This window comes from Candidatus Neomarinimicrobiota bacterium (assembly GCA_022560655.1).
Lineage (GTDB): Bacteria > Fidelibacterota > Marinisomatia > SCGC-AAA003-L08 > TS1B11 > JADFSS01.
Map to the genome: position 1 here is coordinate 67334 of JADFSS010000001.1, position 26773 is coordinate 94106.

Genomic DNA, 26773 nt, shown 5'->3' on the forward strand with positions numbered 1-26773 from the left:
GGCTAGCCTCTCATCTCGCGGGCTTCGTCCAGGTTGACCGTGCCAAACGATTTGTACATATTAATGATGATGGCCAGTGCCACGGCGACTTCCGAGGCCGCCATGACAATGACGAATAGTGCAAAAATATGCCCCGGGAGGTTTTCGGACAGGGCACCGAAGCGGTTGAAGGCCACAAAATTGAGGTTGGCGGAGTTGAGAATCAGTTCGATGCCCATGAGCACCGCCACGCCGTTACGCCGGGTCATGACGGCATAGAGGCCGAGGCAGAAGAGGATCATGCTCAGGAACAGGTAGGACTGGAGACTATGCATGCTCGCGCCGTGAAAGATAGGCCGCCCCCAGCAGGGCCAGCAGCAGCAGGATACCGGCTACCTCGAAGTGGAGCAGGTAGGTTGTCAACAGGCTGGTTCCGATCTTCCCCACCGTACTCTCGACGGTCTCGATTTCCCCCTGGTGCCAGGGCGTCCGGAAAAGCAGTGCCGAGAGCCCGATGAATATGACAAACACGATCCCCCCGGCGATAAACTTGTTGGGCATGCTGGTCTGGATCAACACCGGCGAGGTGATGCGATTGGTGAGCATGACGCCAAAAATGATCAGGACAAGTATGCCTCCTACATAGATGATCACCTGGGTGGCGGCCAGAAAGTCGGCATACAGGAATACATAGAGGCCGGCAACGCCAAAGAGGGTACCCATGAGCGCCACAGCCGAGTGCACCAGATTGGGCGAGGTCACCACCCAGAAGCCAGAGACCACCACCAACACGGCCACGCCGGTGAAGGCCAATTCACCCACGCCGGCTTAAGCCTCCAGCTGGGCGAGGACGGCTTCGGTCTCGCTGTCCAGTTTGCCCAGGTCGGCAAGGGTAGCTTTGATCTCCGCCGCCGCAGCTCGGGCCGATCCTCCCTGGCGCAAAGTTTTGTTAAGGATGGATTTGGCCTTGCCCCGCGCCACGCGGTCCTGGATACCGTTCAGGACTGACAGATCGAGCTTGCCCCCCGGTTCAGCGCCCTTGGAAGGGGCCGGTTCCTCAGCCGGCGCAGCCTCCGCGGCGGGTTCAGCGGCGACTTCTTCGGCCGCGGGTGCGTCGGGCTCAGCCGCTACCGGTTCCGCACCACCGGGCTGCTGAATCATCGCCTCCGCCAGCTGCGCCACCACCGTTGCCACCGCCGGCGTCAGCTTGCCCACCGCATCCAGGGCGGCTTTGGTCTGCTCGGCCACCTCGGGAGCGGCCTTCCCGGCCCGGACGGCTCCGAAGGCTGCTTTCTTGGCCAGACCACGCGTAACCCGGTCCTCAATTGCCCCCAGCAGGGCCAGGTCCATCTTGGGCTCAGTGAGCGCCTGCTTGGCTTTGGGCTTAGCGGTAGGCTCGGCCTCCGCGGCGGGCTTGGCCTCCCCGTCCGGTTCGGGCACAGCGGCGGCGGGGGCGGCAGCGGGCTGACGGTACTGGTCACGCCGCTCCTGGCGCTTGAGCCGGGGGTTGGACATGCCCGCCATGTCGGCCACCGCGCTGACCTCCACGTCGGTAGCGGTGGCAAACTGATAAACCAGGCCATCCCGGTTGGCGAGCGAATATTCGTAGTCAATGGGGTGCTTTTCCTCGTTGGGGCCGCCCACCATGTAGATGCACTCCTCCGGGCAGGGATAGACGCACAGGTTGCAGTACATGCACTCCGCCATGTCGATGTCGAACCGGGTGACCAGCAGTCGCTTGGCCGTGCCGTTGGAGGTGGCGCTGGTCTGGGTGGCTCCCGGCACCGCTCCCAGCTCAGTCTCCTTAGGGACCTTCAGGGTCTCAATCTTGATGCAGTCCACGGGGCAGACGCGTTCGCACTGCAGACAGCCGATGCAGTCGTCGATGTCCACGTGCAGACGGGAACGAATGACGTTGTACTGGGCGTGGTCGAATCCGATGTGCCGTTCAGGGATGGGCCAGCGCTCATGGGGATACTGGAGGGTGGCGTTGAGCCTCTTCTTGCCGATAAAGTGATGCAGCGTGACACGCATGCCATCCCACAGGGAGGACACGGCGGAACCGATATTGCCGAAATAGCCGCTCATGAACCGGGTGGCCCCGCCGCTAGGCGAAGAGCAGCTCCCACACCCCGACGAAAAAGATATTGGCCAGCGCGAAGGGGATGAACACTTTCCAGGCGGTGTACATGAGTTGGTCCACCCGCAAGCGAGGGAAAGTCCAGCGGAACCACATCATGACGAATATCAGGAAGACGACCTTGGCAAATACCCAGAAGACACCCCACAGAGGACCTTCCAGAAAGTACCAGCCGCTGCCAACCCCCACCAGGCGCAGCAGGCTCCCCACCGGCGAGAGCCAGCCGCCCAGGAAAACGATGGCGGCCATCAGCGAGATAATGACCATACTGGCGTACTCGGACAGGAAGAAGATGGCCCAGCGGAAGCCGGAATATTCGGTCATATAGCCGGCCACCAGCTCGGACTCGGCCTCGGGGAGATCGAACGGCGTGCGGTTGACCTCAGCGATGCCGGAGATCAAGAATATGACAAAAGCCACCACGGTAAACGGGCTGTGAACCAGAAACCAGCGATGCTGCTCCTGCCAGAGGACGATCTCGCTGAACTGCAGGCTACCCGCCACCATGACCACCAGCAGCAGAGACATGCCCACAGGCAGTTCATAGCTGATAATCTGGGCGGCAGAACGCATGGCGCCGTAGAGCGACCACTTGTTGTTGGAGGCCCAGCCCGACAGTATGATGCCGATGACGCCCACCGAGCTGATGGCGGTGACGTAGAAGACGCCGATGTTGAAGTCCGAGATGACCAGCCCGTAACCAACGGGCAGTCCGATGAAAGCCAGGAAGGCGGCGCCGAACAGGATAAACGGCCCCAGGATAAACAGTTTGCGGTCGGCCTGAGCAGGAATGATGTCTTCTTTCAGCACCAGCTTGAGGGCATCCGCCAGGGTTTGACCAATGCCGCCCCAGAAGCGTTTGCCCCCTTTGAAGCCAAACAGCCCGACCTCCATGGGGCCCAGGCGATCCTGCATAAAGGCCGAAATTTTGCGCTCAGCATAAACAGCCACCAGCGCGTTGACCGCCATAAACAGGAACACCCCGACGCCCAAGACAACCGCCGCAGTGACCAGTGCCAGACCGGTGTTGCCCTCCGGCATGCCGGGCAGCTGGCCAGCCAGCCTGGTGAGGGAGTCCAGCCAGGAGGTCATCGGTCTACCTCGCCCAGGACGATGTCGATGCTGCCTAAAATGGTCACCAGGTCAGAAATCATCCAGCCGGCGGAGATTTCATTGATGACCGAAAGGTTGCAGAAACAAGGTGAGCGCATCTTGACCCGGTAAGGCTTGGGTGAGCCGTCGCTGATGATGTAGAACCCCAGGTCGCCCCGGGGATTTTCGGCCCGGAAATAGATTTCGCCTTTGGGAGGCCGAATTTTCTTGGGCACAGCGGCTTGTACATCCCCTTCGGCGGGCAGCATGGCCAGCGCCTGGCGGACAATCTTGGCGCTCTCACGCATTTCCTGGATCCGAACGAAGTAGCGGTCCCAGCAGTCGCCCACCGTGCCCATCTCGCCATGGCCCACGATGACGTCAAAATCGAAGCGGTCGTAGATGGAATAGGGCTCGTTTCGGCGTAGGTCCCAATCGACGCCAGAGGCGCGCAGCATGGGTCCGGTACAGCCATAGTTGATGGCTACTTCCGGTGTCAACACACCCAGGTCAGCCGTGCGTTCGATAAAGATCTTGTTGTATGTAAGCAGGCGGTTGTATTCGTCTATCTGGGGCAGGAAGTAGTCCAGAAATTCAACGGTGTACTGCACAAAGTTGGGGGGCAGGTCGTGTGAAACACCACCGATCCAGATATAGTTGTATAGCAGCCTGGCGCCGCAGGTGTACTCAAAGAGGTCGAGGATGCGCTCACGGTCGCGGAAGGTGTAGGTAAAGGGGGTGATTCCGCCCACATCCAGGCCGAAGGTACCCGTCGCCATGAGGTGGCTTGCAATGCGCTGGAGCTCGGCCATGATGACCCGGATAATCTCCACCTTGTCAGAGACCTCCAGTCCCATGAGCCGCTCCACGGCCATGGCGTAGACATGGTTGTTGTTCATGGAGGCCAGGTAATCGCAGCGGTCGGTGAAGGGGGTAATCTGCTCGTAGGAGAGGTTTTCGCTGTGCTTCTCAAAGCAGCGGTGCAGGTAGCCCAGGTGGGGCTCGATGTGGGTGACGATCTCGCCATCGGTGCGAATGCGCAAGCGCAGTACCCCGTGGGTGCTGGGATGCTGGGGCCCCATGTTCAGGATCATCTCTTCGCCTTCCACGGCGCCGAAGCCTTTGGGCAGCTGATCAGTATTCGTCATTCCCAGCCGCGCTTGTCTTTGGGCACTGAGATGCCGTGGTAATAGTCCTGCGTCACGTAATCTTTTCTCAGGGGGTAATTCTCCCAGTCCTCCGGCAGCAGGATGCGCCGCAAGTCGGGGTGCCCCTCGAAAGTGATGCCGAAAAGGTCATAGGCCTCGCGCTCATGCCAGTCTGCGGTTCGCCAGAGCTGGGCCACCGATGGGATGCTGCCGCCATCGCGTGACACCTCGATGCGTACCTCCAGCGTGTGGAAATGGGTCATGGAGTGCAAATTGTAGGCTACACCCAGCGACTCGTCGGGACCCTTGTCGTAGCCGGAAACGCACATCAACGAATCGAACTGTAACGCCGCATCAGCTTTCAACAGCTGGGCGACCGCCAACCAGTTTTCGGCCTTGATCTGCATGTGGCGGGCCTCATCCTCGAGCGGCACCAGTGCCTTCGGGTTTGCCTCGGCCACTTTTGCAACGATAGCGGCGAAGTCCATCTAGTGGGCAACCCTTGGGGTCACGCCACCTTCCGGAGGGGGGTGTCCGACTTGATCTGCTTCTGCAGCTCAAGCAGACCCTGAATGAGCGCCTCTGGGCGTGGCGGACAGCCGGGCACGTATACATCCACCGGGATGATCAGATCGACCCCTTTGAGGACGTGGTAGCCGTATTGCCAATAGGGGCCGCCGCTGTTGGCACAGCTACCCATAGAAATAACGTATTTGGGGTTAGCCATCTGCTCATAGAGCCGCTTGATGCGCGTGGACATTTTCATGGTCACGGTGCCGGCCACGATCATCGTGTCTGCCTGCCGGGGCGATGCCCGAGGCATGGCTCCAAACCGCTCCAGATCGTGGCGCGGCGCCGCAGCGGCCATCATCTCGATGGCGCAGCAGGCCAGGCCAAACTGGAAATACCACTGCGATCCGGCTCGAGCCCAATTTACCAGCTGGTCGATCTGTCCTACGAGAACGTTATCCGGATCGAAGCGATGAACGAGCGAGGCATCCATTAGGTGTACCTTTTTAAAGGGATGAACATGGGGTGGTCAACAGCGAGGACGCTTAGCTTTGGGGCTCGGACAGTTCCGAATAGCGCCCGCGACCGTAGGGGATGGCCATTTTTACCCAATCAAGGTCGCGGCGGCGCCAGACCGCCACCAGCCCCACCGTGAGGACGAACAGGAAAATCAGCATCTCCACAAAGGCAACCAGGCCAAGCTCCTTAAACACCACGGCCCAGGGGAACAGCAGCACCACCTCGACGTCGAAGATGAGAAAGATCAATGCGATGACGTAGAAACGGATATTGAACTGGACCCATGCACTGCCCTCGACCTCTTCCCCACACTCGTAGGGCGATTGTTTCAGGGCACCAGGCTTAAACGGGGCCACCAGCCGCTGCGTAATCAGGCCAGCCGCAATCATGAGTACGGAAATGATGGCAAAAATCGGTATCGGCGCAAAATCGCTATACAACTTTCGTCCCCTTTTCGGATTGCATCCTCACCAATAGCAAGGTAGAAAAGTTACCCTATTCCCGAAAATCAAGTCAAGGCATTCCCCCCGCACCTAATGACCTCCAGCTGCCCGCACTAACCGACTCGCAGTCGCGCGACTGCAACCGTTGAACCCCTGCTTTGCCGTCGGTAAATTCGCCGACCATGTCCTGGGGACTGCACAGTCTGCTGGTTGCAACGCTGCCCTACCTGCCCAAGAGACTGGTGGGCCTGTTCGCCCGCCGCTATATCCCAGGTGAAACCGAGCACGATGCGCTGGTGGTGACAGAGGACCTGAACCGACAGGGATTCGAGGTGACGCTTGATATCCTTGGCGAGCATGTGCAACACGAATCCGAGGCGGCGGGAGTGGCCGCTGCCTACGTGCACCTCTATCACTCCATCGCCGAGCGGGGACTCCGCGCCAATGTCTCGCTGAAGCCAACCCACCTGGGGCTAGATTTGGGTTTTCAGATCGGCGAGGCGAACCTTGCGCAAGTCCTGGATGCCGCCGCCGCGACGGATAATTTCATGCGGCTTGACATGGAGGACTCGCGCCGCACTGATGATACCCTGGTGCTCTACCGTGACTGCCTGCAGCGCTACCCGTGGGTGGGACCGGTCCTGCAGGCCTACCTCCACCGCAGCCGTGACGACCTGGCCGCGCTCATGTCGCCGCAGCTGAACGTGCGTCTGTGTAAGGGCATCTACCTCGAATCACCTGATGTTGCCCTGCAGGACGAACAGGCCATCCGGGACAACTATTTGGCGCTGGTCCACCAGGGCTTTGAAGGGGGGGCCTACCTGGCCATTGCCACCCATGACCGGGCACTTATTGATGCTGTGGAGGCGCACATCCGCAGCCGGAACATCCCCCCCTCCCGGTTCGAATTTCAGGTGCTGTATGGCGTTCCCATGGCGGGCAAACTGGAGGCACTCCTGACGAAGGGATATACGGTGCGGGTCTATCTCCCGTTTGGGGAAACCTGGTACGATTACTCGCTTCGCCGCCTGCAGGAAAACCCCAAAATGGTCCGCTATATCTTGCGCAACCTTTTACGGAAGTGAGGCGTTTACCCCCTGCCCCGGATTCAACTGCCCATGCCAGAGGACCAGCCTATGCCCGGCGATAGCGTGATCGAAAGTATCTTGGCCATGAAAACAATCGCGGTGGTGGGTCTTTCACCCAACATGGCGCGCCCCTCCAACGCCGTTTCCCTTTACCTGCTGGCGCACGGCTATCGCATTATCCCCGTCAACCCGGGCCACGACGAAATCCTGGGCTTGAAGTCCTATCCTGCGCTGCGGGATATTCCCGAGCCCATTGACCTGGTCAATGTGTTCCGTCGGCCCGAATATACCCCACAGGTGGCCCAAGCGGCTGTGGACATCGGCGCCAAGGCGCTCTGGCTGCAGTTGGGAATTGTGAATGATGAGGCGGTTGCCATCGCGGAGGCCGCTGGCCTGCTGGCAGTTCAGGACCGGTGCATGAGGATCGAGCACCGGCTGAGGTCATAGCCGGAGCTGTTGGCCCCATCAGGAGCGGGTACCCTGAGCTTCTCCTGACCAGCCCATTTTTGCCCGCAGCACCTGGAAGTAATCACTGTTGGGCAGCTGAAGCATGTTGATGTTCCAGCTCGCCCGCCGGATGGTGACCACGGCCTGACTGTCGACCTCCAGCTTGACCTGCCCGTCAAGTATCACCGACACCCCCTCCTGCTCTTCCTGAAACCGCAGTACGATCCGGTCCGAACTGGGCACAACAATGGGCCGCGCAGAGAGGGAATGGGGACAAATGGGGGTGATAGTCAGCACCTCCAGGCCAGGGACCACGATAGGACCGCCGGCTGATAACGAATAAGCCGTCGAGCCGGTGGGGGTGGCCACAATGAGCCCGTCAGCCACGTACTCGTTGAGCTTGCGGCCGGTTATCTCCACCTGGGTCCTGAGCAGCCGTGGGGAACTGCCCCGGTCCACCACCACGTCATTGACTGCGTAGTAGGTCTCCAGCTTGCCGCCGTGCTGCAAATCCACCGCCAGCACCATGCGCTCCTCCAACCGGTAGTTTCCCGCCAGGACCTCGGTGAGAGCGGTAAAAGTGTCGGCGGCAGGGACCTCTGCCAGAAACCCCAGCCCGCCCATATGGATACCCAGTATGGGCACGGGCGCCTTGCCGATGATGCGGGCTGTGGACAGGATTGTACCGTCTCCGCCAATGGACAACATGGCATCTACATGCCGCGCAATGGTAGCGGTGGAGTAGACTTTAACCGCATCGGGCGGCTGGTATTTGCTACCCACCAGACGATCCGTTATGGCCACCGACTTACCTCTTTCCAGCAACCAGTCCACCAGCTCGGGCAGGAGGATCCAAAGGTCGGGCTTCCGGTAATTAGCGATAATGCCCAGCGTTTTCATCCGGATTCCCCGCTGGGACCAGGATCCAACCCGATCCGCTCCTCAAACCCCGATGCCGTTTTCAGCAGGGTCTTGACCTTCTCTTCTGCTTCGCTCAGCTGGCTCTGGCAGTACTCGGCCAGCCGCCTACCCTCAGCAAACAGTTCCAGCGACCTCTCCAGGCTGACCGACTCGGATTCCAGCTGGCCCACAATCTCGCCCAGCCGCTCCAGTGCCTCCTCAAAAGTTTCAGCTGACTGTTTAGCCGCCATCAGCTGGCCTCGTCCAAGCGGGTCACGGTTACACCGGCGGTGCCATCGGCCAGATGGAGGGTAAGCGCCTGGCGGGGGCTCAATTGCATCCGTCGCGTTACAGGTTTGCCGGCCTGGTCATCGGTAACGATCACATAGCCCCGTTCAAGCACCTGCTTAGGGTTCAGTGCCATGAGCCCGGCCCGGGCTACAGCCAGGCCTTGGGACTTGTCCGTCACAATGCGGCGAACGCCCAGGCCGAGGCTCCCGGCCAGCTGCTGGAGCTGCAGCTGGTAGCGGGTGAGCAAGTCAATGGGCTGGCGAAAGGCATAACGCTCCCGCAGCTGATCCAGCCGCCCCTGGGAGTCTTTGAGTCGCCGGAGCAGGATCCGTTCCAGCGCCGAGACCTGTTCATCCAGATATTGGCTGTAGGCCTCCCTGTCGCCCACGGCCAGGGCCGCCGCCGCGGAAGGGGTGGGCGCACGGCTGTCTGCTACCAGGTCGCAAATGGTGACATCTGACTCGTGCCCTACCGCCGACAGGGTCGGCAAGGTGCAGGCCGCTACCGCCCGGGCTACCTGCTCCTCATTGAAGGCCCACAGATCTTCCAGCGATCCTCCGCCCCGGGCAATGATCACCAGGTCCACCTCGCCGTAGGCGTCGAACTCCGCCACTGCCGCGGCAATATCTTCCTTGGCGCCGACGCCCTGGACCAGGGTCGGGCGCACAATGAGTACGATCTGGGGCGCGCGGCTGGCCACCACCTGCATGATGTCCCGGATGGCGGCGCCCGTCGGTGAGGTTACCACCCCGATGCGGCGGGGGAAGCTGGGCAGGGGTTGTTTGCGTTCAGGGTCGAACAGCCCCTCTTCCTGGAGCCGACTCTTGAGCGCCTCGAGGGCCATCCACAGTTCGCCCGCCCCGGATGCGTAGAGGTTCTCCACCACGAGCTGGTATTGCCCGCGCAGCTCGTAAATGGTGAGGCTGCCCCGGGCCACCACCTTCTGCCCTTCCCCTGGGCGAAATGTCAGAGCAGCATTACGCGATGCAAACATCACCGCGGCCAGCTCGGACCGGTCGTCCTTAAGGGTAAGGTACATGTGCCCGGAGGAGTGGTGCGTAAAGTTGGAGATCTCACCTTCCACCCAGACCGGGCTGAACTGGGTTTCCAGGAGCTGTTTGGCCCGCCGGTTCAGCTGCGAGATCGACAGCACATCGAGTGGGCCGGAAGGGCTCATCAGCCGGGAGGAGCCGGGCTACCAGCCTCTGACCAGGCCCACAGCCACAGGGCCGCCAGTCTGATAGATGCCTGCTTCAGACGCGCCTTGGCCAGGGCTCCCGTCGCTTGATAAAGCCGCTCGAAATAGACAGCGGGAATCGCCTCCACGTCCGCGTCGTATCCCTGGGCTACCAACTCTTGCAGCTCGGACGACAGCTCGGCACGGGCAGCCAGATCGCCTGCGATGATCGTCTCCACCTGGGCGAAACTTTCCATGAGCCAGGCAAAAATGTCGGCCGGCACGTTGTCGATGGCCGGCAGCGGAGCACTCGGCCGCAGATATTCATCCAAGTGACGATCCGTCATGACGGATTCAAACATGTAGTGTACACCCCGGTTGCCGGTCTCCTGCCCATCGTAATTTACGGTCGTATGCAAAGGCTGGTGGCCATCGGCCAGGTAATGTCCCAGGTCAGCGGCCTGCGCCAACGCACGATCCCAATCGCCGGCCGCCATGGCATCCCGAAGGGACAGCACCACCTCGGGCAAAACCCACAAAAGGGTGCCGCCCTTGACCATGCCAGCAGCGGTATAGCGCGCCTCGGCCATGCTGCGGTCGAGGGGGATGGCTGGGGTGGGCGGATCTTCAAACAGTTCGAAGTCGATGTAGTGCTTGTGCCTTTCGGCAGGGTCCTCGGTCTTGCGGTCATCCGCGGCAACAGCCCACGCCACGATTTCCTCGCGGTGGGCCCGCAAGTACACACCCAGCGGGCCGGGAGTGATATCCACGGCGTGGCCATTGACCAACTTGTGCGCCTCGTTGCCCCAGCCCCAGAGGATGGTTGCCGACAGCGCCCAAAGTAGAACGGCACACGGGACGGACCGTTTCAACGACCGAAGCCCCTCCTTACTGCTCAGAACGTCCTGGGTTTAGCGCAGTTTCTTCTTGTGGCGATTGGCACGCAGCCGTTTCTTGCGCTTGTGGGTATTGATCTTGCGGCGCTTTCGTTTGCGTCCACAGGGCATAATTAGTCCTCTTTCAAATAGGTCATGATAAGCAGGTCATTCTGATGATGCCGCGGCGGGCGCAAGCGCCCGGTCCACGGCGGTTCGCAATGATTTTGAAGCCTTGAACACCGGCACCCAGCGCCGCTCTAGCAGGAGCTTTTCCTGTGTGGCAGGATTGCGCGCTTCCCGGGGCTGGCGAACCCGCACCTGAAAGGTACCAAAGCCCCGCAACTCAACTTTCTTACCCATCATGAGGGCTTCCTGAACCGTACCCAGGAGGCCGTCCACAATGGTTTCGGTTTCCACCTTCGTCAGGCCACTGCGCTGCGCCAGATAATGAACGAGCTCGCTCTTGGTCAACCCTTGGCGTTCGGCCAGCAGGTCTCTCAAATCATTCCGCGCCATGATCGGCCCCCTATCTCAAGATGTACTGCGGTAGCAGCCACGTAACCCGGTTCTGGTGAGCCTCCTCGCCAAGCAGCAGGTCCCACAATGACAGCCGGCGCCGCTCTGCCGGTCGCACCACTACGGGGCGCTGCTCGGTATCCAATAGTGCAGCGATGAGGCTGAGGGCATCTTCATAGCCCCCTAGCAGGTCCACCAATCCATTTTCCACGGCCTGGCGGCCTGAGAATATCTCCCCCGTCGCCAGCATTTTCACCTCGGCCAGATCCATACCCCGTTCCTCAGCTACCACTTCGACGAACTGGGCGTGCAAATCGTCTATCACCCGCTGGAAACTGCGGCGGTCCTGAGCTGTGGGGGGACGGAACGGAGAGCCGGCGTCCTTGAGGGCGCCACTCTTGACCACTTCCATCTGCACCCCCAGCTTGCTGAGCAGGTCGGTGGCCACCGGGTAGTCCAGGATGACGCCAATGGAGCCTGTGGTGGTGCCGGGATTGGCCATGAGGGTATCCGCTGCCAGCGCAACGTAGTAACCACCCGATGCCGCCACGGTCCCCAGGGAGGCGATGACCGGTTTGGAACCCGCCGAGCTCACCGCCTTCAATTTCTGGTAAATTTCCTGGCTGGCAGCCACCGTACCCCCAGGCGAGTTGATGCGCACGAGAATGGCCTCAATGTCCTTGCGGCGGCTGAACTCTTCCAACTGTCGGATCACCCGCTCGCTGCTCATGATGACGCCCTCGATCTTCACCAGCCCCACCTTGGGTCCGCCGCCTGCCTGCCACGGCTGGCGCGCCGGTCCGCGGATAAGCCCAATGACCATCAGCACCAGCACGGCGCCCGCCACCCAGAGCATCCAGCGGATCGTCCGGTCGTAGCGCCTGCTCATCCCTTGGGTTTCCAAATCACCAGGCGCTGCCCCACCCGGATGTGTTGGTTCGCCCTGCGGAAACCGTTCCAGACACGGAGTTTTGACAGGCCGACCCCGTGGGCTTCGGCAATCTGGCTCAGGGTGTCACCAGGCCTGACGGTATAGGTATATTTATCCATCCCCAAGGGCACCACGCGTAGCGGTAATCGACTCGCGCGGGGTGTCGTTGGCACCCAGATCACCAGCTTCTGCCCCACCCGGATCTGGCTGGAACCGGGACGCAGGCCGTTCCACCGGCGCAGCGCCGAAAGGCCCACGCCGTGGTTGTCGGATATTGCGCCGAGGGTATCCCTGGCACGTACGGTGTAGATAACCTTGCTGGCATCCGGACGGGAAGGGGCACCCGATTGCCGGGAGGCAACCACGGATCTAGGCACGGGAATGTCCAGACGTTGACCGATGCGCAGCCGGTGCCGGTTGCGCAGGTTGTTGACCTTGGCAATCCTGGGAATCGACACACCGTAGCGCTTGGAGATAGAGTAGAGCGTTTCGCCCCGCCTGACACGATGTCGCCGGACTCTCACATCGGCCATGACCGGCCCCACCTTGGAAGCGATGGGCTGGTAGTTGCGCTCAAAGGCCTCCTTGTGGCCTTTGGGAATGCGGAACACGTAGGGCTTGCCGTCCTCCGGTGGGGGTGTCGCCGCCTGGCGCAGCTCGGGGTTAAAGACGGCCAGCGTTTCGGGGCTGCACTCGGCAATCTGGGCCAGGATCTGGAAGGTCAGGCTCTTGTCAACGGGCACCTCATCCCACTCGAGCAGAGGCAGGGGGGTGACGAAAAAACCGTACTTCTCCGGATCCTGGGCAATGAGGAAGGCTGCCATGATCTTGGGCACGTGGTTGCGGGTCTCCCGCGGCAGCACGAACAGTTTCCAATAGTCCCGGCTCTGATGCAGGCGGATGGCCCGGTGAACCCGAAACTCACCCGTATTGTAGGCCGCCAGGGCCAGGTACCAGTCTCCGAATTCGTCATACAATTTCTTGAGGTAGCGAGCTGCGGCCACGGTGGCCCGCTCAAAATCGCGGCGCTCGTCCACCCACCAGTCCTGCCGGAGTCCGTACAGCCGGGCCGTCGATGAGATAAACTGCCAGGGGCCGGAGGCGTGCTTCCAGGAATAGGCCCGGGGATTCAGGCCGCTCTCCACCAGGGCATGGAAAATGAGTTCCTCGGGGACGCCCTCGCGGTCCAGGGCGGGTTTCATCAGGGCGAGATAACGTGGCAGGCGGGTGAGCCAGGTCTGCATGCTTTGCCGACCCTGGGTGCGAAAGAACTGAATTATGCGGCCTACCTGGTCGTTGTAGACGATGGGCAGGCGCCCCTCCCCATCGTTCTCCACCGGGGTGATGTCGCCCAAGTCCATCGGCAGCGCGCGGGTATAGCGGCTCAGTTCATCCCGGAGGGCTGATACGGTGAGGGAGGTTTCCACTTGATCGAGGGTCTGGCTGTCCTCCTCATAGAACACGATGGTGGCATTTAAAAAGCGATTGTACTCCAGGCGCTGGAGCTCGTCCATCATCGGCAACTGCTCCACGTCCGCCAACGCTTCGAACAGGATGTCGAAATAGTAGGCCGCCTCCAGCGTGTCGCCCGATTTGTCTGCCACCACGGCGTCGACGAAAATGAGGCGGGATTCTTCCATGAGGTCGTCGAAGCGGGATTCTCCCGCAGCAGCGGGCAGCAGGTCCAGTGCCACCACATCGTCGCCCAGTGGAATGCGCTCAGGGGGCGGCTGCGCATGCGCCACGGCCAGAGCCCCCGCCAGACTCGCACACAGCAGCAGCCGCTGCCCGCTCGATAATGTGCTAACCATCATAAAGGGTGCAAATTTAGCGTTTTTTCATCAGGATACACTAGTTCAAGTCGGCTGCTGAATCCACCGTGCTCCTGCCCGCCCGGCCCAGAATATCACGGGTGCTGCGGCCGGGTAACAGGGGGATAATGCGCAAATCTCCGGCAAACTCCCTGCCCACCACTTCCTCTGGAGAGTAGTCACCCCCTTTGACCAATACATCGGGACGGAGCTCTTCGAGAAGATCGTAAGGCGTGTCCTGCCGGCTGCCCTGGCCGCCATCCCCAGCGGTCATTTCAGGGGGAAAAACCACCAAGACGCTCACTGCAGCCAACGCGCCCAGCACAGCCAGCCGGTCTGGCAGCGGGTTCACCGGCCGCGACGGGCCCTTCAAGCGCCTAACCGATGCGTCGCTGTTCAGCCCCACAACCAGCCTATCACCCAGGCCCAAAGCTTGCTCCAGCAAGTAAATATGTCCGGCGTGCAATACGTCAAAGCAGCCGTTGGTAAACACCACCCGTTCGCCGGCCTGCTGCCGCGCAACGATCCATCGGGCGCAGGCTGGCCAGTCCAGAACTTTAGAGTCCACCACGCCCTCCCACGACAGGGCAAGCCTCGCAGTTCACTGGCTGGCAGAGGGATTCCAGCCATTCGAGCAGCCCCTGTTGCTGACCAAAGCAAGTGGGGCCCCCGAGGCCCAGCCGCGCCACGTGCCGCTGCACGCGGCCGTATGACCAGCCCCTGGGCAGCCGATACCATTCGTCGAAGCGGTCACCACCTCCGGCACGCCAGCTGAAGGGGAGCAGCCAATTGCCGGCCACCTCCACCAGGAAGGGATCAGTTGGTGCGGGAAAGTCCGCCAGACGGAGACCGTCGGCCAGCTGCCGCAACTCGGCCAGTGACCAGCTAGCCAGTTCCTCAGGCCGCCGACGATGGGTGTAGGCCACTGCACTCAAGAGGGCCACGCGCCCGAGAATGAGGCCCGCCGCCCTGCTCCTCCCCGCAACAAGTTGCAAATCAGCCAGCAGAGAGGCGGTGAAGGTGAAGAGATCGTCCTGTCCGGTGAGCTGTTGCCGCCAGCGGTCCGGCAGCTTGAGGTGGTAGCGATCAGGGCCCAGCCGGCGGGCCAGGGCTTCCTGTTGTCCAGATTCAGAGCGGCCCATGTCCGCCAGGCGCCGCCACCAGCGTTGTGTTGCCAGGGAACGCAGGAATTCGTCTTGGTCCGGGTCATCCGCCAACGACAACGACGTTACTTCACAAGGGAGTTGTGGGGTAGGAGTCAGGGGGAGCGCCAAGGTTGGCACCCGACGCCATTGATCCTGGGGAACGCTACGGAGGCCACCGTAGGCTACCACGTGCAGAATGACCTGGCTGTAGCGCGAGTCCCAGCGGTGCCGGTGCCGGCGCCAGCTGGCCCGGCGCACATGAATTTCTACATCCCCCCGGTGAAGGGTACCATCCGGGAATGTCACCTGGGCGCCGAGGTAGTCAGGCCCGGGCCCCCCGTTGCGCTGGCCGGGGTATAGGAGTCGATAGCGCCCTTCAGGCCCCCATAAAGTGCGTCCCGTACACTGCTCCCAGTGCGGATACAGGGCCGCCTCCACGAGGGGCCGGGAGCCGACCCCGGAGCTTTCGGCACAGCCGAGCCCCGGACTAGGTCTGGGCGAATAGTGTGTGGATGCTGTGATAGGTACGTTGGAGTAGGTCGTCTCGATCATCATCGGTCAGACTGTCTGTTGCGATAGGTGCGCCAATGGTAAGGCGAACTGGGGTGTGAGTCAAGCTCATAGCTCCAGGCGGCACAGCCTCCAGCGCACCCTGGATCGCCATGGGCACTACGGGCAGCCCGCTCCTCAATGCCAGCAGGAAGCCACCCTTTTTAAACGGCAGCAGCCGGCCATCCCTGGTGCGGGTCCCCTCAGGAAAAATGAGCAGCGACAGACGCTTGGTCTCAAGATCCCGGAGGGCCCGGTCCACCGCCTGTCGGGCTCCGGCGCGGTTCAAGCGGTCGACCGGTATACAGCCCAGTGCCCACATGGCCCAGCCGAAAAAGACGATGCGAAACAGCTCCTTCTTGGCCAGGAACACCACCGTCCCGGGAAGAACGGAGAAGGCCAGGGCGATGTCCAGGGCACTGGTGTGATTGCTCATGTAAATATACTTCTGCCCGGATTGGAGCTGTTCCACGCCGCGGTAGGTGATCTCCAGACCCGTGGACCAGAGAATCCAACGGGACCACAGTCGCGGCCACCAGCCGATAAAACGCTTGGACCTGTCCAAAGGGGCCGTCAGCAGAATCAGAATGGCAAAGATCAGCGTGGCCACGACCAGATGGACCAGAACCCAGGCTGTGCGCAGCCGCTTTATCATGGGGCCAATACTTCCTCGCCGTAATAGGGCACCAGCGCTTCCGGAAGCGTGATGGAGCCGTCGGGCTGCTGATAGGTCTCCAGCAGGGCCACCATGAGGCGCGGCGTGGCAACGCCCGATCCGTTGAGGGTGTGCACATAGGCCAGCTTGCCCGTAGCCCTCCGCCGGAATCGGATGTTCCCCCGAATCGCCTGGAAGTTCTCGAAATTGCTGCAGCTGCTCACTTCCAGCCACTCGTCTGCCGCCGGTGCGTGGACTTCCAGGTCATAGCATTTCGCGGCTGCAAATGATAGGGTGCCCGTGCAGAGCTCCACCACGCGGTAGACCAACCCCAGGCGTCGCAGGACCTCTTCGGCATCCTCGCGCAGTGACTCCAGTTCCACGTAGGAGCTGTCGGGGTCGACGAATTTGACCAGCTCCACCTTATTGAACTGATGAACCCGCTGCAGGCCCCGGGTCTCCTTACCGTAACTGCCCGCCTCCCGACGGAAGCACGCACTGAAGGCCGCGTACCTGATGGGTAGGTCGTCCTCCTCCAGAGTCTGGTCCTGTTGCAGGCCGGTGAGCGGCACTTCAGCCGTAGGGATCAGGAACAGGTCGTCGGGGGTGGTGACGTACATGTCGTCTTCCAGTTTGGGCAACTGGCCCGTAATGCCGGTGGTGGTCCGGTTGGCCATAAAGGGCGGGTAGATCTCGGTATAGCCACGCTCCCGGGTCTGCAGGTCGAGCATGAAGTTGATAAGTGCCCGTTCCAGCCTGGCACCCCGCCCCGTGTAGACCGGAAAGCCACGCCCCGCGATACGGGCTCCCGCCTCAAAATCCACCAGTCCCAACGTGCTGAGCAGCCCCAGATGATCCTGGGCTTCATAGGCAAAGGTTACCACTTCGCCCGAGGGGGGACCAAACCGATTTTGCCCGTCTCCGGAGCCAACGGGCACCGATGCGTGGGGCAAGTTGGGGAGCCAGAACAGCTGCTTATCCAGCGACCGCTGGAGCGCCTGAATCTCCTGGTTCAAAGCCTTAATCTGGGCCGCGACTGCTGCCATGGCGGCAATCTGTTCGTCCGCGTTCTCGCCCACTCGTTTGCGCTGGGCGATAAGCTCGCTTTCGCGGTTACGATGGGCTTTTAAGACGTCCGCCTGGCGGGTCTTTTCCAGCAGTTGGGCATCCAAAGCCAAAATCTCGTCGAGCTCGCTCTCGGCCACACCTTTATTCTTCAGCCCCTTCCGGACCATCTCCCTATTCTTCCGGATGTATTTCAGTTGGAACATTTGGCAGCCGGTCCAGCGCCCGTTTCCCATCCCCAGGCTGAGGCCACCGGCGGCGAGGGCAGCAGGGCCGAGCACCGTATCAGCATCATTTTCACTGCGGGGAAGTTAGCGCCCGCTGACGGTACTGTCCACTCCGTTGGATTTACTCATGCCGTCGGCGCTCAATTCGGCGTGCGTGGGAAGCGGCTTTCAGGAGTTCGAGGTAGCGCTGGGCAAGCTCATCCGCCGCCCGGTGACGCTGGACAAAGTTGTAGCCATTCTCCCCCAGCGACCTGCGTTTCTCAGGATCGTGGTACAGATCCAGGATCGCTTCCCGCAGGGCCTGTGTCTGGCCCGGCCCCACAGCGATGCCGCAGTTGGCTTCCTCGTTGACCAGCTGGGCCGCCTCCCCGTCCATGGCCAGGACAACCGGCCTCTTCATGGCCATGTAGTCAAAAATTTTGGTGGCATAGCCGTAGCGCAAGGTGTTGATGGGCTTCAAAGTGGCAATACAGAGGTCAGCAGCACCAATGATGGCGCCCACCTCCGCTTTGGACACCGGTGGCAGGAGGCTCACGTTGGTCATCTGCTGCTGCTCCACCCGTCTGGCCACCTGCGGCTTCTGTCTGCCATCGCCCAGCAGCACAAACAGGATGTTCTCCTGGCTGCGCAGACCCGCGGCCAGATCCAGGAGCGTGTCAAAATCGTAGACCGCACTGTGGGAACCGCTGTAGAGGACAACAAATTTGTCGCCCCAGTTCATTTGCCGCCGCACATCCATCCCCTGGCGGGAGCGGGTAAGCCTGAGATCCACGGGATTGGGGATCACGGCGATCTTGTTTCGGGGGACCCCTTTTTCCCGTGCCAGAAAGTCACCCATACCGGGAGATATGGCCACGATTCGGTGAGCCCTACGGTACATGGAGCTCTCGACGGCATACCCCAGCCGCTGGACCAGCCTGTTCTTGACGAAACCCAAGTCAATGGCTACATCGGGCCACAGATCGCGCACCTCAAAGACCACCGGCACACCCCTCAACGAGCCCAGAATGAAGGCCACAACGCCGATGACCGTGGGGGGCGATGAAAAAATGATGACATCGGGCCGGGGCAGCGTCAGCCCCGCTATGAGCGCCGGGGGGAGGAAGGAAAAATATGAGATGAGTCGTCCCAGATAGGTACGGTATCCAAGGGCGGAATCAAACACCCTGATGATGGCGACACCACCTCTGGAGGGCTCGCGCCGGAGCGCGGTCGCCGGTCTGGCTTTGGCCTTTCTGCCAGTGATATAGATCACCCTGCCCGCCAGGATGCTCGTCATGTGTCCCAGGCGCCCCCACAGACTGGAAAATATGCTCAGCCGGGCAATACCAGGCTGGTCCAGCGAAGTAAAATGCTGCTTAATAATCAATATCTTCATGCCATAAAACCTGCCTGGCGGCGTGCTTAGCGAGGCTTGGTGAGCAGGTATTTGATGGTCATTAGCATGATATACAGATCCAGAATATGGGATCTGTTCTTGATGTAGTAGATATCGTAGCGGAGCTTCTCGTGCGCTTCCTCCAGAGAGGCGCTGGGCCGGAAATTGATCTGCGCCCACCCCGTGAGTCCGGGACGGCCTATGTGACGCATGTTGTAGTAGGGCAGCAACTCGTACTGCTGCGCCAGTTCCAGGCGCTCGGGCCGCGGGCCGATGAATGAGAGGTCTCCTGCAATGATATTCAGCAACTGGGGTATTTCATCGAGATGGGTGAAGCGCAAGTATTTACCCAACAGGGTAATGCGCTCATCTTCCGGCACGGTCCAATACGGGCCTTGGCTATTGTGCTTCATGGTTCTGAATTTGTAGAGCACAAACTCTTTGCCGTTCTTGCCCGCCCGCACCTGCCGGTAGATGACCGGTCCCTTTGAGCCGAGCTTGATCAGGATGCTGATCACCAGCCCGATGGGCAGCAGGAGCAGCGTCGCAAGAATGGAAAAGACGGCGTCAAAAAGTCGCTTGGGAATATCGTAAAAGGGGTTGCGCCGGGCGATGTTTTCAATGAACCAGCCTTCCTTGAGCTCGTCGAGGGGCACCTTTTTGAAAATGTACTCATAAAAATCCCAAAAGCTGATCAGTACGATCCTGAGGGGCAGCAGGCTATAGACCGACTGCATGGTGGCGGCGTCATCCTTCAGATGTGGTTGTATGACCGCTATATGCAGTTTCCGCTCGCGGATCGTCGCGGCCAGTTCCACCACGCCCTGCTGCTTGAAATCCCTAATCCAGGCTACAATGTCGAACTCACGCCGGTTGTCCCTGATATAGGCGACGGTCTCGCTAATCAGTGGCGATTGGCCCAGTACGACGATGTTGAGTGTTTTGGGGGCCAGAAACCTTTGCAGGACCGTCCGCAGGCCGAAGTCAAGCGCCAGAAATAGGGCGCCGAAGATCAATAGATTGGTTTTCGGGGTCAGCTCAAAAAAATCGGTCCACACATAAAAGACAATGATGGAGGCTGAACTACTGATAACCACCACATTGAGGAGGGCCCGAAAGTGCTCACCCACACCCCGAATTTGAAAGCGATACAGGCCGTTCAGGTAGGCAATTCCAATCCAGAGTGCAAAGACCACAGAAAAGGGTACGAGATGGATGCCAAGCCGGTACGGGAAATCACCCGGCTCGTAGCGCAGCAACAGCATCACCACCAGCGAGAGGTAGAGCACGGCTATATCACCAGCCAGAACCACGACCTTCTTCATGTTTGTCATGTCAAAGGGCCCCTCGTAGTCATGCCAGATGCCCCACAACCGACGCTATGCGCCCGGCGGCCCGACTATCCCACAGCTCGGGCAATTTGCCGCCCGGCGATTCACGATCCAATGCCGCCGTGACGGCCGCGATGACCTCCTGGGGGTTTGCTCCGCTAAGTAGAGTGGTGCCCGCCTCGATGGTGATAGGCCGCTCAGGAAGGGACCGCGAGGTCAGGCATGGAGGCCCCAGATAGGTGGTCACTTCCTGGAGGCCGCCAGGGCCTGTCAGCATCACGGCAGCACCCAACCCGAGGGCAAAAAAATCAAGGTAGTCTTGCGGGTCCGGGACAACCCACTCGGCGTGGCCCGCCACGTGTGAGTCGAAACCAAAATCTGCCACGCGCTGAGCGCTATCCACGTCGGCAGGGCGCTGCAGGATCGTCAGGACATATGGCCCGTCAGCGAGCCCAGGCGATCCGGGCATATTCCTTTGCCTTGCCAGGGGCCGTTGCTCCACCAGGCTAGCCACCATCAAAATGCCGACCATATGAATTTTGTCGGGATGAATGCCCACCCGCGCCAGGTTTTCGCCAGCCTCTCAGCGGGGCGCCCACAGCAACTCAGCGACCTGGCCGGTAAGCAAGCGATTCAGCTCTTCCGGCATGGACAGATCTCCTGAACGGAGCCCAGCCTTTTACAGGGGCCACGGGAATCCCCCACTTGCCGCACACCAAGGTGCCCGCCAGAGTATAATTGACGTTATCAACCCCCGTTACCCGATCGGGCTTCAGCTCCGCGACCACAAGCTCAAGCGCCATCATGACCCCCCCCTGTTTGCTCAGCATGGGTGCCCGCGGCCCTCCCCAGGTAGCGGTCGGGCTCCAGCAATGCCGAGTCCTGGAAAAATACCTGCGACGTGGCAAAGTCGCACTGCTAGCCGGTGTGATTCAGTACCTGATCAAAAGATGCCGAGTAACTCCTCAGTGCCCGCATGCCGGGAGCAACCTGCACGATGTTGAGCCGTGCCCCTACGAGATGGATGATATTCAAGCTTCAATATCCCGCATCGAATCATCATGGAATTACCATCAGAGATAATCAATTGAGCAGGTCTCTATACATGCTCAGGAGAATTTCCTCTTGGCTACCCCAGCGATAGCGTATAATGGAGCGGCTCCCGCTGTGTGCCAGCTTAAGCCTAGTGGGTTCATCCATCAGGGCCCTAATGCATTGCCGAATTTCCACCATGTTACTGGGCTCATGCATGATTACCCCAGCCGTATCCATCGCAATCTCCGCGGTGCGGGGGAGGTTTGACGCTACCACCGCTAGCCCGGCGGCCATGTAGTCCAGCATCTTGGTGGGCATTGAGCGGCTGTAATTGGGATAATCCCTCAGCGGACTCAGCCCCACATGATATTCTGAAAGTTGATCCATGAGCTGCGGATAAGGTACATAGCCGTGGTACGATAGCCAGGAATTTGAGGGAACTCGACCGATTTGAGCCAGAATATCGGAGCTCATGGAATTTCCAAACAGATCGAGGGTGACATTATGGCCCTCTTGGCGCAAATGCCTTACCGCCTCGATGACGTCACTCACACCCCGTGCAGACGTTAATCCACCTGCATAGACCAGCTTCAACGGTTGATGACTAGGGCGCGGAGCAGGATCAGAAAGCCTGGTAGCGAGATGATAATTCTGCACAACCAGGCAGCGCTCAGAATTAAACAGGCTGTTGTATGATGGTTCGGCAAGGATAAAGCGATCGAATACATGTAGGCTTAGCTGCTCGAATGTCCGGCCTACGGCACCCAACAGCCAGGCAACTGGCCAGGGAACCCATTCGCGGCTGGACCAAGCACTCTTGTAGTCCTCATGCACATCATAAATGACTTTCTTTCCTCTAGCCTTCGCAATCCACCCGACCGGTATCAGCTCGGGATCGTGAAAATGAAATATTTCGTATTTTTCGCCCAATACTCGCCTCATAATTATGGCGATGCGGCCTAGCCTCGTCCCAATCGTAGTGCCGCTCCCGTCGCGAAGCCATTTCCCTGGCAGGTATTCCACCTCGATGCTCGCGTCACGGCGCTGTATGGCTCCATTGGCCTGTACCGCTATGAGGCGAACATGGGCAATTTTTGCCAGAGACAAGGCCTCCTTATGATACACGCGCACATCGTTCCAAGGATGAAGCGAGGATGCCATCAGGATGCGCGGCTTCATTTGACCCTAACCAGCGACCGGAGCCCCACCACCCAGTCGGATTTCGACGTTACAAAATATAGACCCAGCATCACCACCAAAGCCGCGCCCCCACCCAGCAATGCTGCTGTCCCCACCAGCACACTCTGGATGGCGTGCAGCAGGACCGTCGCGATGCTCAGCAGCAGCAAAACCGACACCAGGTACCGCGGGTTAATAATATTGATTCTATAAAATCTATATCCTAGGTACAGGCTGGCAACCGCCCCTGTTACCTGGGCGATAACAAAACTGATGACGCCGCGCTGGACGCTTCTCATCCCCACCAGCTCCAGGCTGTAGAAGGTGATGAGCAGGGCCAGGGCGGCGAGCCCATATACCAGAGTATTGTAGCCTCTGGTGGATGCCGCGTCGATGGGAGTACGAAGGAGCACCACCAAAAGGTAGAACGGCAAAGCGACAAGAATGGTTTGCAGTATCCAAGCCCCGGGCTCATTACCGGCCCCCAGCCAAACTCGGAGGATCGTGGCACTGTTCATGCCCAGCAGCAGCGCCAGCGGCGCCCCAACAAGGAGGGTCGCCTTCGTCAAGACATCGAGCCCAAAGTCGATGCGGGCCGAATTTCCTTGCGCCCTGGCCCGTGCTATCCTCGGCAGTAGGACAACGCCAAGGGGAGCGACGGCAGTTATGAATAAGCGTAGCAGGCTGATGCCGGAATTAACATAGGCCACGTCGGTGCGGCCGCTGCGGCTGAGAATGAGCAGCGGAACAGCACCCAGAACAACGAATTCGGCGGCAAACCCGGCAATTCGCTGCCCGCCATAGGAAAGCAATTGCCGGATTTTGTCCATTTGAGAGAGGCTGCCGGCCAACAACACTTGACGGAGGTATACGAGCCCGGAGGTTGTCAGGGCGGCCAATCCGGTGAACAACAGCAGGCGGGGTACACTCCTTTCTCTGAGAATCAGAAATACGGCGATGGGGATCAAGCCAGTCCCAACGAGTTGCAGGAGGGCAGCGCCGCGCATGTCCAGCCTGCCCCGCAACAGCCCGTAGGTCAGGAACTGCAGCGCGTAGGCGCTGGTGAAGGCAAAGAAAGGCAGTATCAAGTAAGTGGGGAAGCCGGTAATCTGTCCGGTGGAGAGAATCCACGAAACCAGCCCGATGAGGGGTACGGTTAATACAAGCCAGATCACCAACGCCGTCGTGGAGTAGGCATGTCCGTTGCCCCCGGCGATGTAGAACGGGAGGCCGATGTTCATGCCCACCAGCAGTACGCCCATAAGTGCAAAGGCTGTGCGACGAACGAGCAGATAATCACCCAGGGCTTCTGTTCCCATTACCCGTGCGATAAGGCCGTAAAGCACCAGCACACCTAGGGCGACGGCCACTCCGCTGACCAGAGTCGTGAGCAGATCGCTCACCAAACGCCCGCGCCCGAATAGTTGACTAGGTTGCAAGTGAGTTCAGGGGAGCCTTCCCGGTGTAAGGGCAGGCTATTTCCCGCGGGATGGGTGTTGTCGTCAACAAACTAAACATGACCTAATTGCATCAGGCCCAGGTTCGCTACCTTCGGTTCAGCCTGAAATAGATCCCGCATCACCTTCAAGACCAGTACCAGCAGAAGCGTCGAGACAATGCCCAATTGAAACAGTATGGTGACCGGATTGGTGATGGCCAGCCCGGCCAGAGCCATCGTGATGATCGCATAAACGATGAGCTTCAGGAGGCTTTTCTCCCCTCTGATAAACCAGATATAAAACCATTGCATGAGAAAACCCGCCAAAAGGGAACCCGCCAGGACTCCCGGCAGGCCAAAATCGGCATAGAGCTGTCCCCAGAATATGGTGGGAGTCGTGCCGGTGCCATGAACGCGGTAGAGCGCATCAAACAGCCAGCGGCTGAAGGCCACGTCGGGACCAGGTAGAACCCCCTTCAGATCTGCCAGAATTGCCAGCCCGCCAAAAAACTCGAAGTGCCGGGGAAACATTTCGAATATCGAATAGAGAACATCGACGTTTGTCTTGAAAATCCGATTTTGTGCCCAGAACAGAGCGGTAGACAAATCCCCCATCCCCCTTATGTAGGTGAGCAACGCAAACAGGGACAAAGCCATGACCACAAAGAACAGGGCGTGAGAGGTTTTGATCCGGCCTCGGTAGTTGACGTACAGAACATAGTTCATGATGATGAAAAACATGAGCGGCCACCTCTGCAACGCCATGGCCAGAAAGAAACTGTTCAGGGCGCCCAGTACGATCCACAGCGCGGCGAGTATCCGTTTCCGATAGAACAGGTATCGGGAGCCGACGAACAGTGTTACGAACGGCAGAACAACCAGGTAGAATTGCTGAAAATAGCCCTGGAAAAAATAGCTGCCGGCACCACGGCCATAACGGGAGAACATGGCTCGGGTTGTTTGGTAGCGTTCATAAATCTCATCGAACCCGCCCTCCTGGATCCGCAGTATCTCTAGAAGCGGGATCAGGCCCCGATTCGTGATGTAGACCAACGTCATCCCCAATGCGACCAGGCCAAACAGCCCAATGACCACGTAATCGCCAGGCATCCGATGCCTGTCACGCCACGGCGCTAGGCGAAACTTGGTTAACTCAACCTTGGGGTTGAACTGGTTAGCCTGCGAAGCAATCATAACCCCAACAGCCAGTGCAAGGACGCCGCCGGTTATCGCAAGGTAAAAGGCATAGTTCCGGACACCACCGCCATAACTCACACCTTGCCCGTCCAAGAGAAAATACCCCATTCCCCCGACATAGGTAAAGACCGTGTAAAACAAAAAGAAGAGCGTGGCAGGTGTCAGCATGAATCCACCGGCATGGCGGAGAATAATATGTCCAGCCAAGGCCACAAAGGTCAGCGAGAGCAGAAGGAGCACCTGATTTTCACCGCCTGAAATAACGAAGCATCCCAACAGACCAAATGCCAGATAGCCCGCCAGACTGCGGTAACTGAGTGCTCTTGCGCCAAGGCTAGTCACGTGGGCCTCCATGCCTCTGCACGGCGCAATCGATGGTCACCGATACCACGCCGTCAACTCGGCATAGCGCTCGGGATACCGGACCTGCGCCTGCTGAAAAAAGTCGAGAATAAAGGCCACCGCAATAGCAAGAACAGACATAAGGATAGCGGTCGTAATCACCATGAATCCCCTTCTGGGCGCTGTTCGCATATCGGGGACATCGGGATAATCCAATACACTGATGGTGGGGATGTTTTGCGCCTCCCGCAATTTGGACTCTTCGTACTTTGTGGTTATGAAGGCAAAGACCTCGGAGTGTATCTCGATTTCCCGGCGAAGGCGCAGGTACTCCTTCATCAGTTCAGGCAGATTGCGTTTATAGCCAAACAGAAAGCGCGTATCATCGTCCTGACCACCAAGACTGCTCTCCATCGCCGATTTCGCGGCAATCAACTCCAACCGTCTGTTTTCAATCATTGGGTTATCCGGCCCCAAAGTGGTCCGGGCAATGGCAAATTCCAACTCACGCTTCACCTCCTCCGCTTCCAGCATTGCCGCCGCTTCCAGGGTCGCCAATAGCTGGGCATCGACAATATTTACGTCGTGCTTCTCCTGGAACAGGCTCAGGTTGTCTTCCAGGACAGCCAGTTCGTCGGCAGCCTTCGAATACCGTTCCTCAATAAACATGCGGTAATCTCTAGCCTCCCGCCCCTGATGTTTGAGGTTCAGCAGGTCGAGCTGCTCGACAATTGCGGCGGCCACCCGTTGGGCAAATTGCGCCACCGACTCATCCGCCGCCTTCCCGAAAGAAAACCAGCCCGTTCGATGATCATATGATACCCTTAGGCTGTTGTCTTCGGTGAGGGTGACTGTGATACGATCTGCCAATGACAATATGGCGCCATCCATGTGGCTGGCATCATAAACCTCGATCAAGTTGAACTGCTGGACAATGTGTTCCCTCAGTGTGCGGCTCTCCAACAACGCCTTAAGTAAGTATAGTTCCGTGGAGCCCCTGCCAAGGCCCAGACCCAGCAAGTTGCCGGACAAAGCGTTATAGACATCCAGTCCCGGACCTTCACGGGCAGGGACAAGCACCGCCTGGCTCGTGAATACCTTGGGGGAGATCAGGCTGAAGATCACCATCATGAAAGTGGCGCCTGCTACCAACCGAATGACCACCTTGTGCCACCTGATGAGCACGCTCAAGTAGTTCAGGACCGCCGGGGCCGGTTTTTCGCGTTCTTCGCTATCCACTTGCACCGGCCTTCACTTCGAGGCCGCCAAGAAGGCCAGGTAGATGTTCAGAAATGTCAGGCCCGCCTGCACCATCCCCAGCTGCCCGAGAAAGACGCTGTTGAAGGACCGGGCTACGTAAAT

The 26773-nt window shown here is 59.6% G+C and carries 28 protein-coding genes; 2 read left to right on the forward strand and 26 right to left on the reverse strand.

What is annotated here, in order from left to right:
• Positions 1-2 precede the first annotated feature (2 nt).
• From nuoK to ndhC, 8 genes are read right to left on the reverse strand one after another with little or no spacing between them, the layout of a single operon-like run.
• Positions 3-314 (reverse strand): NADH-quinone oxidoreductase subunit NuoK, encoded by a 312-nt coding sequence (gene nuoK / locus IH971_00295; GenBank protein ID MCH7496277.1) that lies wholly within the window; start codon positions 312-314, stop codon positions 3-5.
• Positions 307-801, reverse strand: a complete 495-nt coding sequence (locus IH971_00300) for an NADH-quinone oxidoreductase subunit J (protein ID MCH7496278.1) — start codon at positions 799-801, stop codon at positions 307-309. The genes nuoK and IH971_00300 overlap by 8 nt, the downstream gene beginning before the upstream one ends.
• A gap of 6 nt (positions 802-807) precedes the next feature.
• Positions 808-2067: a 4Fe-4S binding protein gene (locus IH971_00305; GenBank protein MCH7496279.1), complete on the reverse strand. Its 1260-nt coding sequence runs from the start codon at positions 2065-2067 to the stop codon at positions 808-810.
• A 19-nt stretch (positions 2068-2086) separates the two neighbouring features.
• Positions 2087-3211, reverse strand: a complete 1125-nt coding sequence (nuoH, locus tag IH971_00310; protein ID MCH7496280.1) for an NADH-quinone oxidoreductase subunit NuoH — start codon at positions 3209-3211, stop codon at positions 2087-2089.
• Positions 3208-4359, reverse strand: coding sequence for an NADH-quinone oxidoreductase subunit D (locus IH971_00315; GenBank protein MCH7496281.1), 1152 nt, complete (start codon positions 4357-4359; stop codon positions 3208-3210). Before IH971_00315 ends, nuoH begins: the two co-directional genes overlap by 4 nt.
• Complete coding sequence (locus tag IH971_00320; protein ID MCH7496282.1) at positions 4356-4847, reverse strand: NADH-quinone oxidoreductase subunit C; 492 nt, start codon at positions 4845-4847, stop codon at positions 4356-4358. Before IH971_00320 ends, IH971_00315 begins: the two co-directional genes overlap by 4 nt.
• Positions 4848-4867: 20 nt before the next feature.
• Positions 4868-5362 (reverse strand): NADH-quinone oxidoreductase subunit B, encoded by a 495-nt coding sequence (locus IH971_00325; GenBank protein MCH7496283.1) that lies wholly within the window; start codon positions 5360-5362, stop codon positions 4868-4870.
• Between the two features lie 52 nt (positions 5363-5414).
• Positions 5415-5828: an NADH-quinone oxidoreductase subunit A gene (gene ndhC, locus IH971_00330; GenBank protein ID MCH7496284.1), complete on the reverse strand. Its 414-nt coding sequence runs from the start codon at positions 5826-5828 to the stop codon at positions 5415-5417.
• A 185-nt stretch (positions 5829-6013) separates the two neighbouring features.
• Between ndhC and IH971_00335 the strand changes: the two genes are divergently transcribed.
• Positions 6014-6916: a proline dehydrogenase family protein gene (locus tag IH971_00335; GenBank protein MCH7496285.1), complete on the forward strand. Its 903-nt coding sequence runs from the start codon at positions 6014-6016 to the stop codon at positions 6914-6916.
• A gap of 51 nt (positions 6917-6967) precedes the next feature.
• A complete protein-coding gene (locus tag IH971_00340) occupies positions 6968-7366 on the forward strand; it encodes a CoA-binding protein (GenBank protein MCH7496286.1) in 399 nt (132 codons plus the stop codon).
• Positions 7367-7384: 18 nt separating this feature from the next.
• On the opposite strand, the gene IH971_00345 is transcribed toward IH971_00340, so the two are convergent.
• The 18 genes from IH971_00345 to IH971_00430 all read right to left on the reverse strand — a co-directional run bounded on the left by IH971_00345 (position 7385) and on the right by IH971_00430 (position 26650).
• Positions 7385-8266, reverse strand: a complete 882-nt coding sequence (locus IH971_00345; protein MCH7496287.1) for an NAD(+)/NADH kinase — start codon at positions 8264-8266, stop codon at positions 7385-7387.
• The gene (gene xseB / locus IH971_00350; protein ID MCH7496288.1) at positions 8263-8517 is read right to left on the reverse strand and encodes an exodeoxyribonuclease VII small subunit; all 255 of its coding nucleotides are present in this window, start codon (positions 8515-8517) and stop codon (positions 8263-8265) included. The genes IH971_00345 and xseB overlap by 4 nt, the downstream gene beginning before the upstream one ends.
• Positions 8517-9734 carry an exodeoxyribonuclease VII large subunit gene (gene xseA, locus IH971_00355; GenBank protein MCH7496289.1) on the reverse strand — a complete coding sequence of 406 codons (1218 nt, stop codon included), beginning with the start codon at positions 9732-9734 and terminating at the stop codon, positions 8517-8519. Before xseA ends, xseB begins: the two co-directional genes overlap by 1 nt.
• Entirely contained in the window at positions 9734-10606 is an 873-nt protein-coding gene (locus IH971_00360; protein MCH7496290.1) for a hypothetical protein, read from the reverse strand. Before IH971_00360 ends, xseA begins: the two co-directional genes overlap by 1 nt.
• 171 nt (positions 10607-10777) lie before the next feature.
• Entirely contained in the window at positions 10778-11083 is a 306-nt protein-coding gene (locus tag IH971_00365) for an integration host factor subunit beta (GenBank protein MCH7496291.1), read from the reverse strand.
• Positions 11084-11138: 55 nt separating this feature from the next.
• A complete protein-coding gene (gene sppA, locus IH971_00370) occupies positions 11139-12017 on the reverse strand; it encodes a signal peptide peptidase SppA (GenBank protein MCH7496292.1) in 879 nt (292 codons plus the stop codon).
• Complete coding sequence (locus tag IH971_00375) at positions 12014-13873, reverse strand: LysM peptidoglycan-binding domain-containing protein (GenBank protein MCH7496293.1); 1860 nt, start codon at positions 13871-13873, stop codon at positions 12014-12016. The genes sppA and IH971_00375 overlap by 4 nt, the downstream gene beginning before the upstream one ends.
• 37 nt (positions 13874-13910) lie before the next feature.
• On the reverse strand, positions 13911-14456 hold the full coding sequence (locus IH971_00380) for an adenylyltransferase/cytidyltransferase family protein (protein MCH7496294.1): 546 nt from the start codon (positions 14454-14456) through the stop codon (positions 13911-13913).
• A complete protein-coding gene (locus IH971_00385) occupies positions 14428-15570 on the reverse strand; it encodes a DUF2851 family protein (GenBank protein MCH7496295.1) in 1143 nt (380 codons plus the stop codon). Before IH971_00385 ends, IH971_00380 begins: the two co-directional genes overlap by 29 nt.
• Complete coding sequence (locus IH971_00390) at positions 15503-16219, reverse strand: 1-acyl-sn-glycerol-3-phosphate acyltransferase (protein MCH7496296.1); 717 nt, start codon at positions 16217-16219, stop codon at positions 15503-15505. The genes IH971_00385 and IH971_00390 overlap by 68 nt, the downstream gene beginning before the upstream one ends.
• A complete protein-coding gene (gene serS / locus IH971_00395; protein MCH7496297.1) occupies positions 16216-17490 on the reverse strand; it encodes a serine--tRNA ligase in 1275 nt (424 codons plus the stop codon). The genes IH971_00390 and serS overlap by 4 nt, the downstream gene beginning before the upstream one ends.
• Positions 17491-17632: 142 nt before the next feature.
• Positions 17633-18889 (reverse strand): glycosyltransferase family 4 protein, encoded by a 1257-nt coding sequence (locus IH971_00400; GenBank protein MCH7496298.1) that lies wholly within the window; start codon positions 18887-18889, stop codon positions 17633-17635.
• Positions 18890-18915: 26 nt separating this feature from the next.
• A complete protein-coding gene (locus IH971_00405; GenBank protein ID MCH7496299.1) occupies positions 18916-20223 on the reverse strand; it encodes an exopolysaccharide biosynthesis polyprenyl glycosylphosphotransferase in 1308 nt (435 codons plus the stop codon).
• A gap of 19 nt (positions 20224-20242) precedes the next feature.
• Positions 20243-20737, reverse strand: coding sequence for a UDP-N-acetylglucosamine 2-epimerase (locus IH971_00410; protein MCH7496300.1), 495 nt, complete (start codon positions 20735-20737; stop codon positions 20243-20245).
• Positions 20738-21303: 566 nt separating this feature from the next.
• Positions 21304-22434: a glycosyltransferase gene (locus IH971_00415; protein ID MCH7496301.1), complete on the reverse strand. Its 1131-nt coding sequence runs from the start codon at positions 22432-22434 to the stop codon at positions 21304-21306.
• Positions 22431-23837, reverse strand: a complete 1407-nt coding sequence (locus IH971_00420) for a hypothetical protein (protein MCH7496302.1) — start codon at positions 23835-23837, stop codon at positions 22431-22433. Before IH971_00420 ends, IH971_00415 begins: the two co-directional genes overlap by 4 nt.
• 107 nt (positions 23838-23944) lie before the next feature.
• Positions 23945-25411, reverse strand: coding sequence for a hypothetical protein (locus IH971_00425; protein ID MCH7496303.1), 1467 nt, complete (start codon positions 25409-25411; stop codon positions 23945-23947).
• A 36-nt stretch (positions 25412-25447) separates the two neighbouring features.
• Positions 25448-26650 carry a hypothetical protein gene (locus IH971_00430; protein MCH7496304.1) on the reverse strand — a complete coding sequence of 401 codons (1203 nt, stop codon included), beginning with the start codon at positions 26648-26650 and terminating at the stop codon, positions 25448-25450.
• Positions 26651-26773 lie beyond the last annotated feature (123 nt).

Coding starts and splice junctions, on each gene's coding strand:
- nuoK (MCH7496277.1), bottom strand. CDS start 314: ATGCATAGTCTCCAGTCCTACCTGTTCCTGAGCATGATCCTCTTCTGC.
- IH971_00305 (MCH7496279.1), bottom strand. CDS start 2,067: ATGAGCGGCTATTTCGGCAATATCGGTTCCGCCGTGTCCTCCCTGTGG.
- nuoH (MCH7496280.1), bottom strand. CDS start 3,211: ATGACCTCCTGGCTGGACTCCCTCACCAGGCTGGCTGGCCAGCTGCCC.
- IH971_00315 (MCH7496281.1), bottom strand. CDS start 4,359: ATGACGAATACTGATCAGCTGCCCAAAGGCTTCGGCGCCGTGGAAGGC.
- IH971_00320 (MCH7496282.1), bottom strand. CDS start 4,847: ATGGACTTCGCCGCTATCGTTGCAAAAGTGGCCGAGGCAAACCCGAAG.
- IH971_00325 (MCH7496283.1), bottom strand. CDS start 5,362: ATGGATGCCTCGCTCGTTCATCGCTTCGATCCGGATAACGTTCTCGTA.
- IH971_00335 (MCH7496285.1), top strand. CDS start 6,014: ATGTCCTGGGGACTGCACAGTCTGCTGGTTGCAACGCTGCCCTACCTG.
- IH971_00340 (MCH7496286.1), top strand. CDS start 6,968: ATGCCCGGCGATAGCGTGATCGAAAGTATCTTGGCCATGAAAACAATC.
- IH971_00345 (MCH7496287.1), bottom strand. CDS start 8,266: ATGAAAACGCTGGGCATTATCGCTAATTACCGGAAGCCCGACCTTTGG.
- xseB (MCH7496288.1), bottom strand. CDS start 8,517: ATGGCGGCTAAACAGTCAGCTGAAACTTTTGAGGAGGCACTGGAGCGG.
- xseA (MCH7496289.1), bottom strand. CDS start 9,734: ATGAGCCCTTCCGGCCCACTCGATGTGCTGTCGATCTCGCAGCTGAAC.
- sppA (MCH7496292.1), bottom strand. CDS start 12,017: ATGAGCAGGCGCTACGACCGGACGATCCGCTGGATGCTCTGGGTGGCG.
- IH971_00375 (MCH7496293.1), bottom strand. CDS start 13,873: ATGATGGTTAGCACATTATCGAGCGGGCAGCGGCTGCTGCTGTGTGCG.
- IH971_00385 (MCH7496295.1), bottom strand. CDS start 15,570: ATGATGATCGAGACGACCTACTCCAACGTACCTATCACAGCATCCACA.
- IH971_00390 (MCH7496296.1), bottom strand. CDS start 16,219: ATGATAAAGCGGCTGCGCACAGCCTGGGTTCTGGTCCATCTGGTCGTG.
- serS (MCH7496297.1), bottom strand. CDS start 17,490: ATGTTCCAACTGAAATACATCCGGAAGAATAGGGAGATGGTCCGGAAG.
- IH971_00400 (MCH7496298.1), bottom strand. CDS start 18,889: ATGAAGATATTGATTATTAAGCAGCATTTTACTTCGCTGGACCAGCCT.
- IH971_00405 (MCH7496299.1), bottom strand. CDS start 20,223: ATGACAAACATGAAGAAGGTCGTGGTTCTGGCTGGTGATATAGCCGTG.
- IH971_00410 (MCH7496300.1), bottom strand. CDS start 20,737: ATGGTGGCTAGCCTGGTGGAGCAACGGCCCCTGGCAAGGCAAAGGAAT.
- IH971_00415 (MCH7496301.1), bottom strand. CDS start 22,434: ATGAAGCCGCGCATCCTGATGGCATCCTCGCTTCATCCTTGGAACGAT.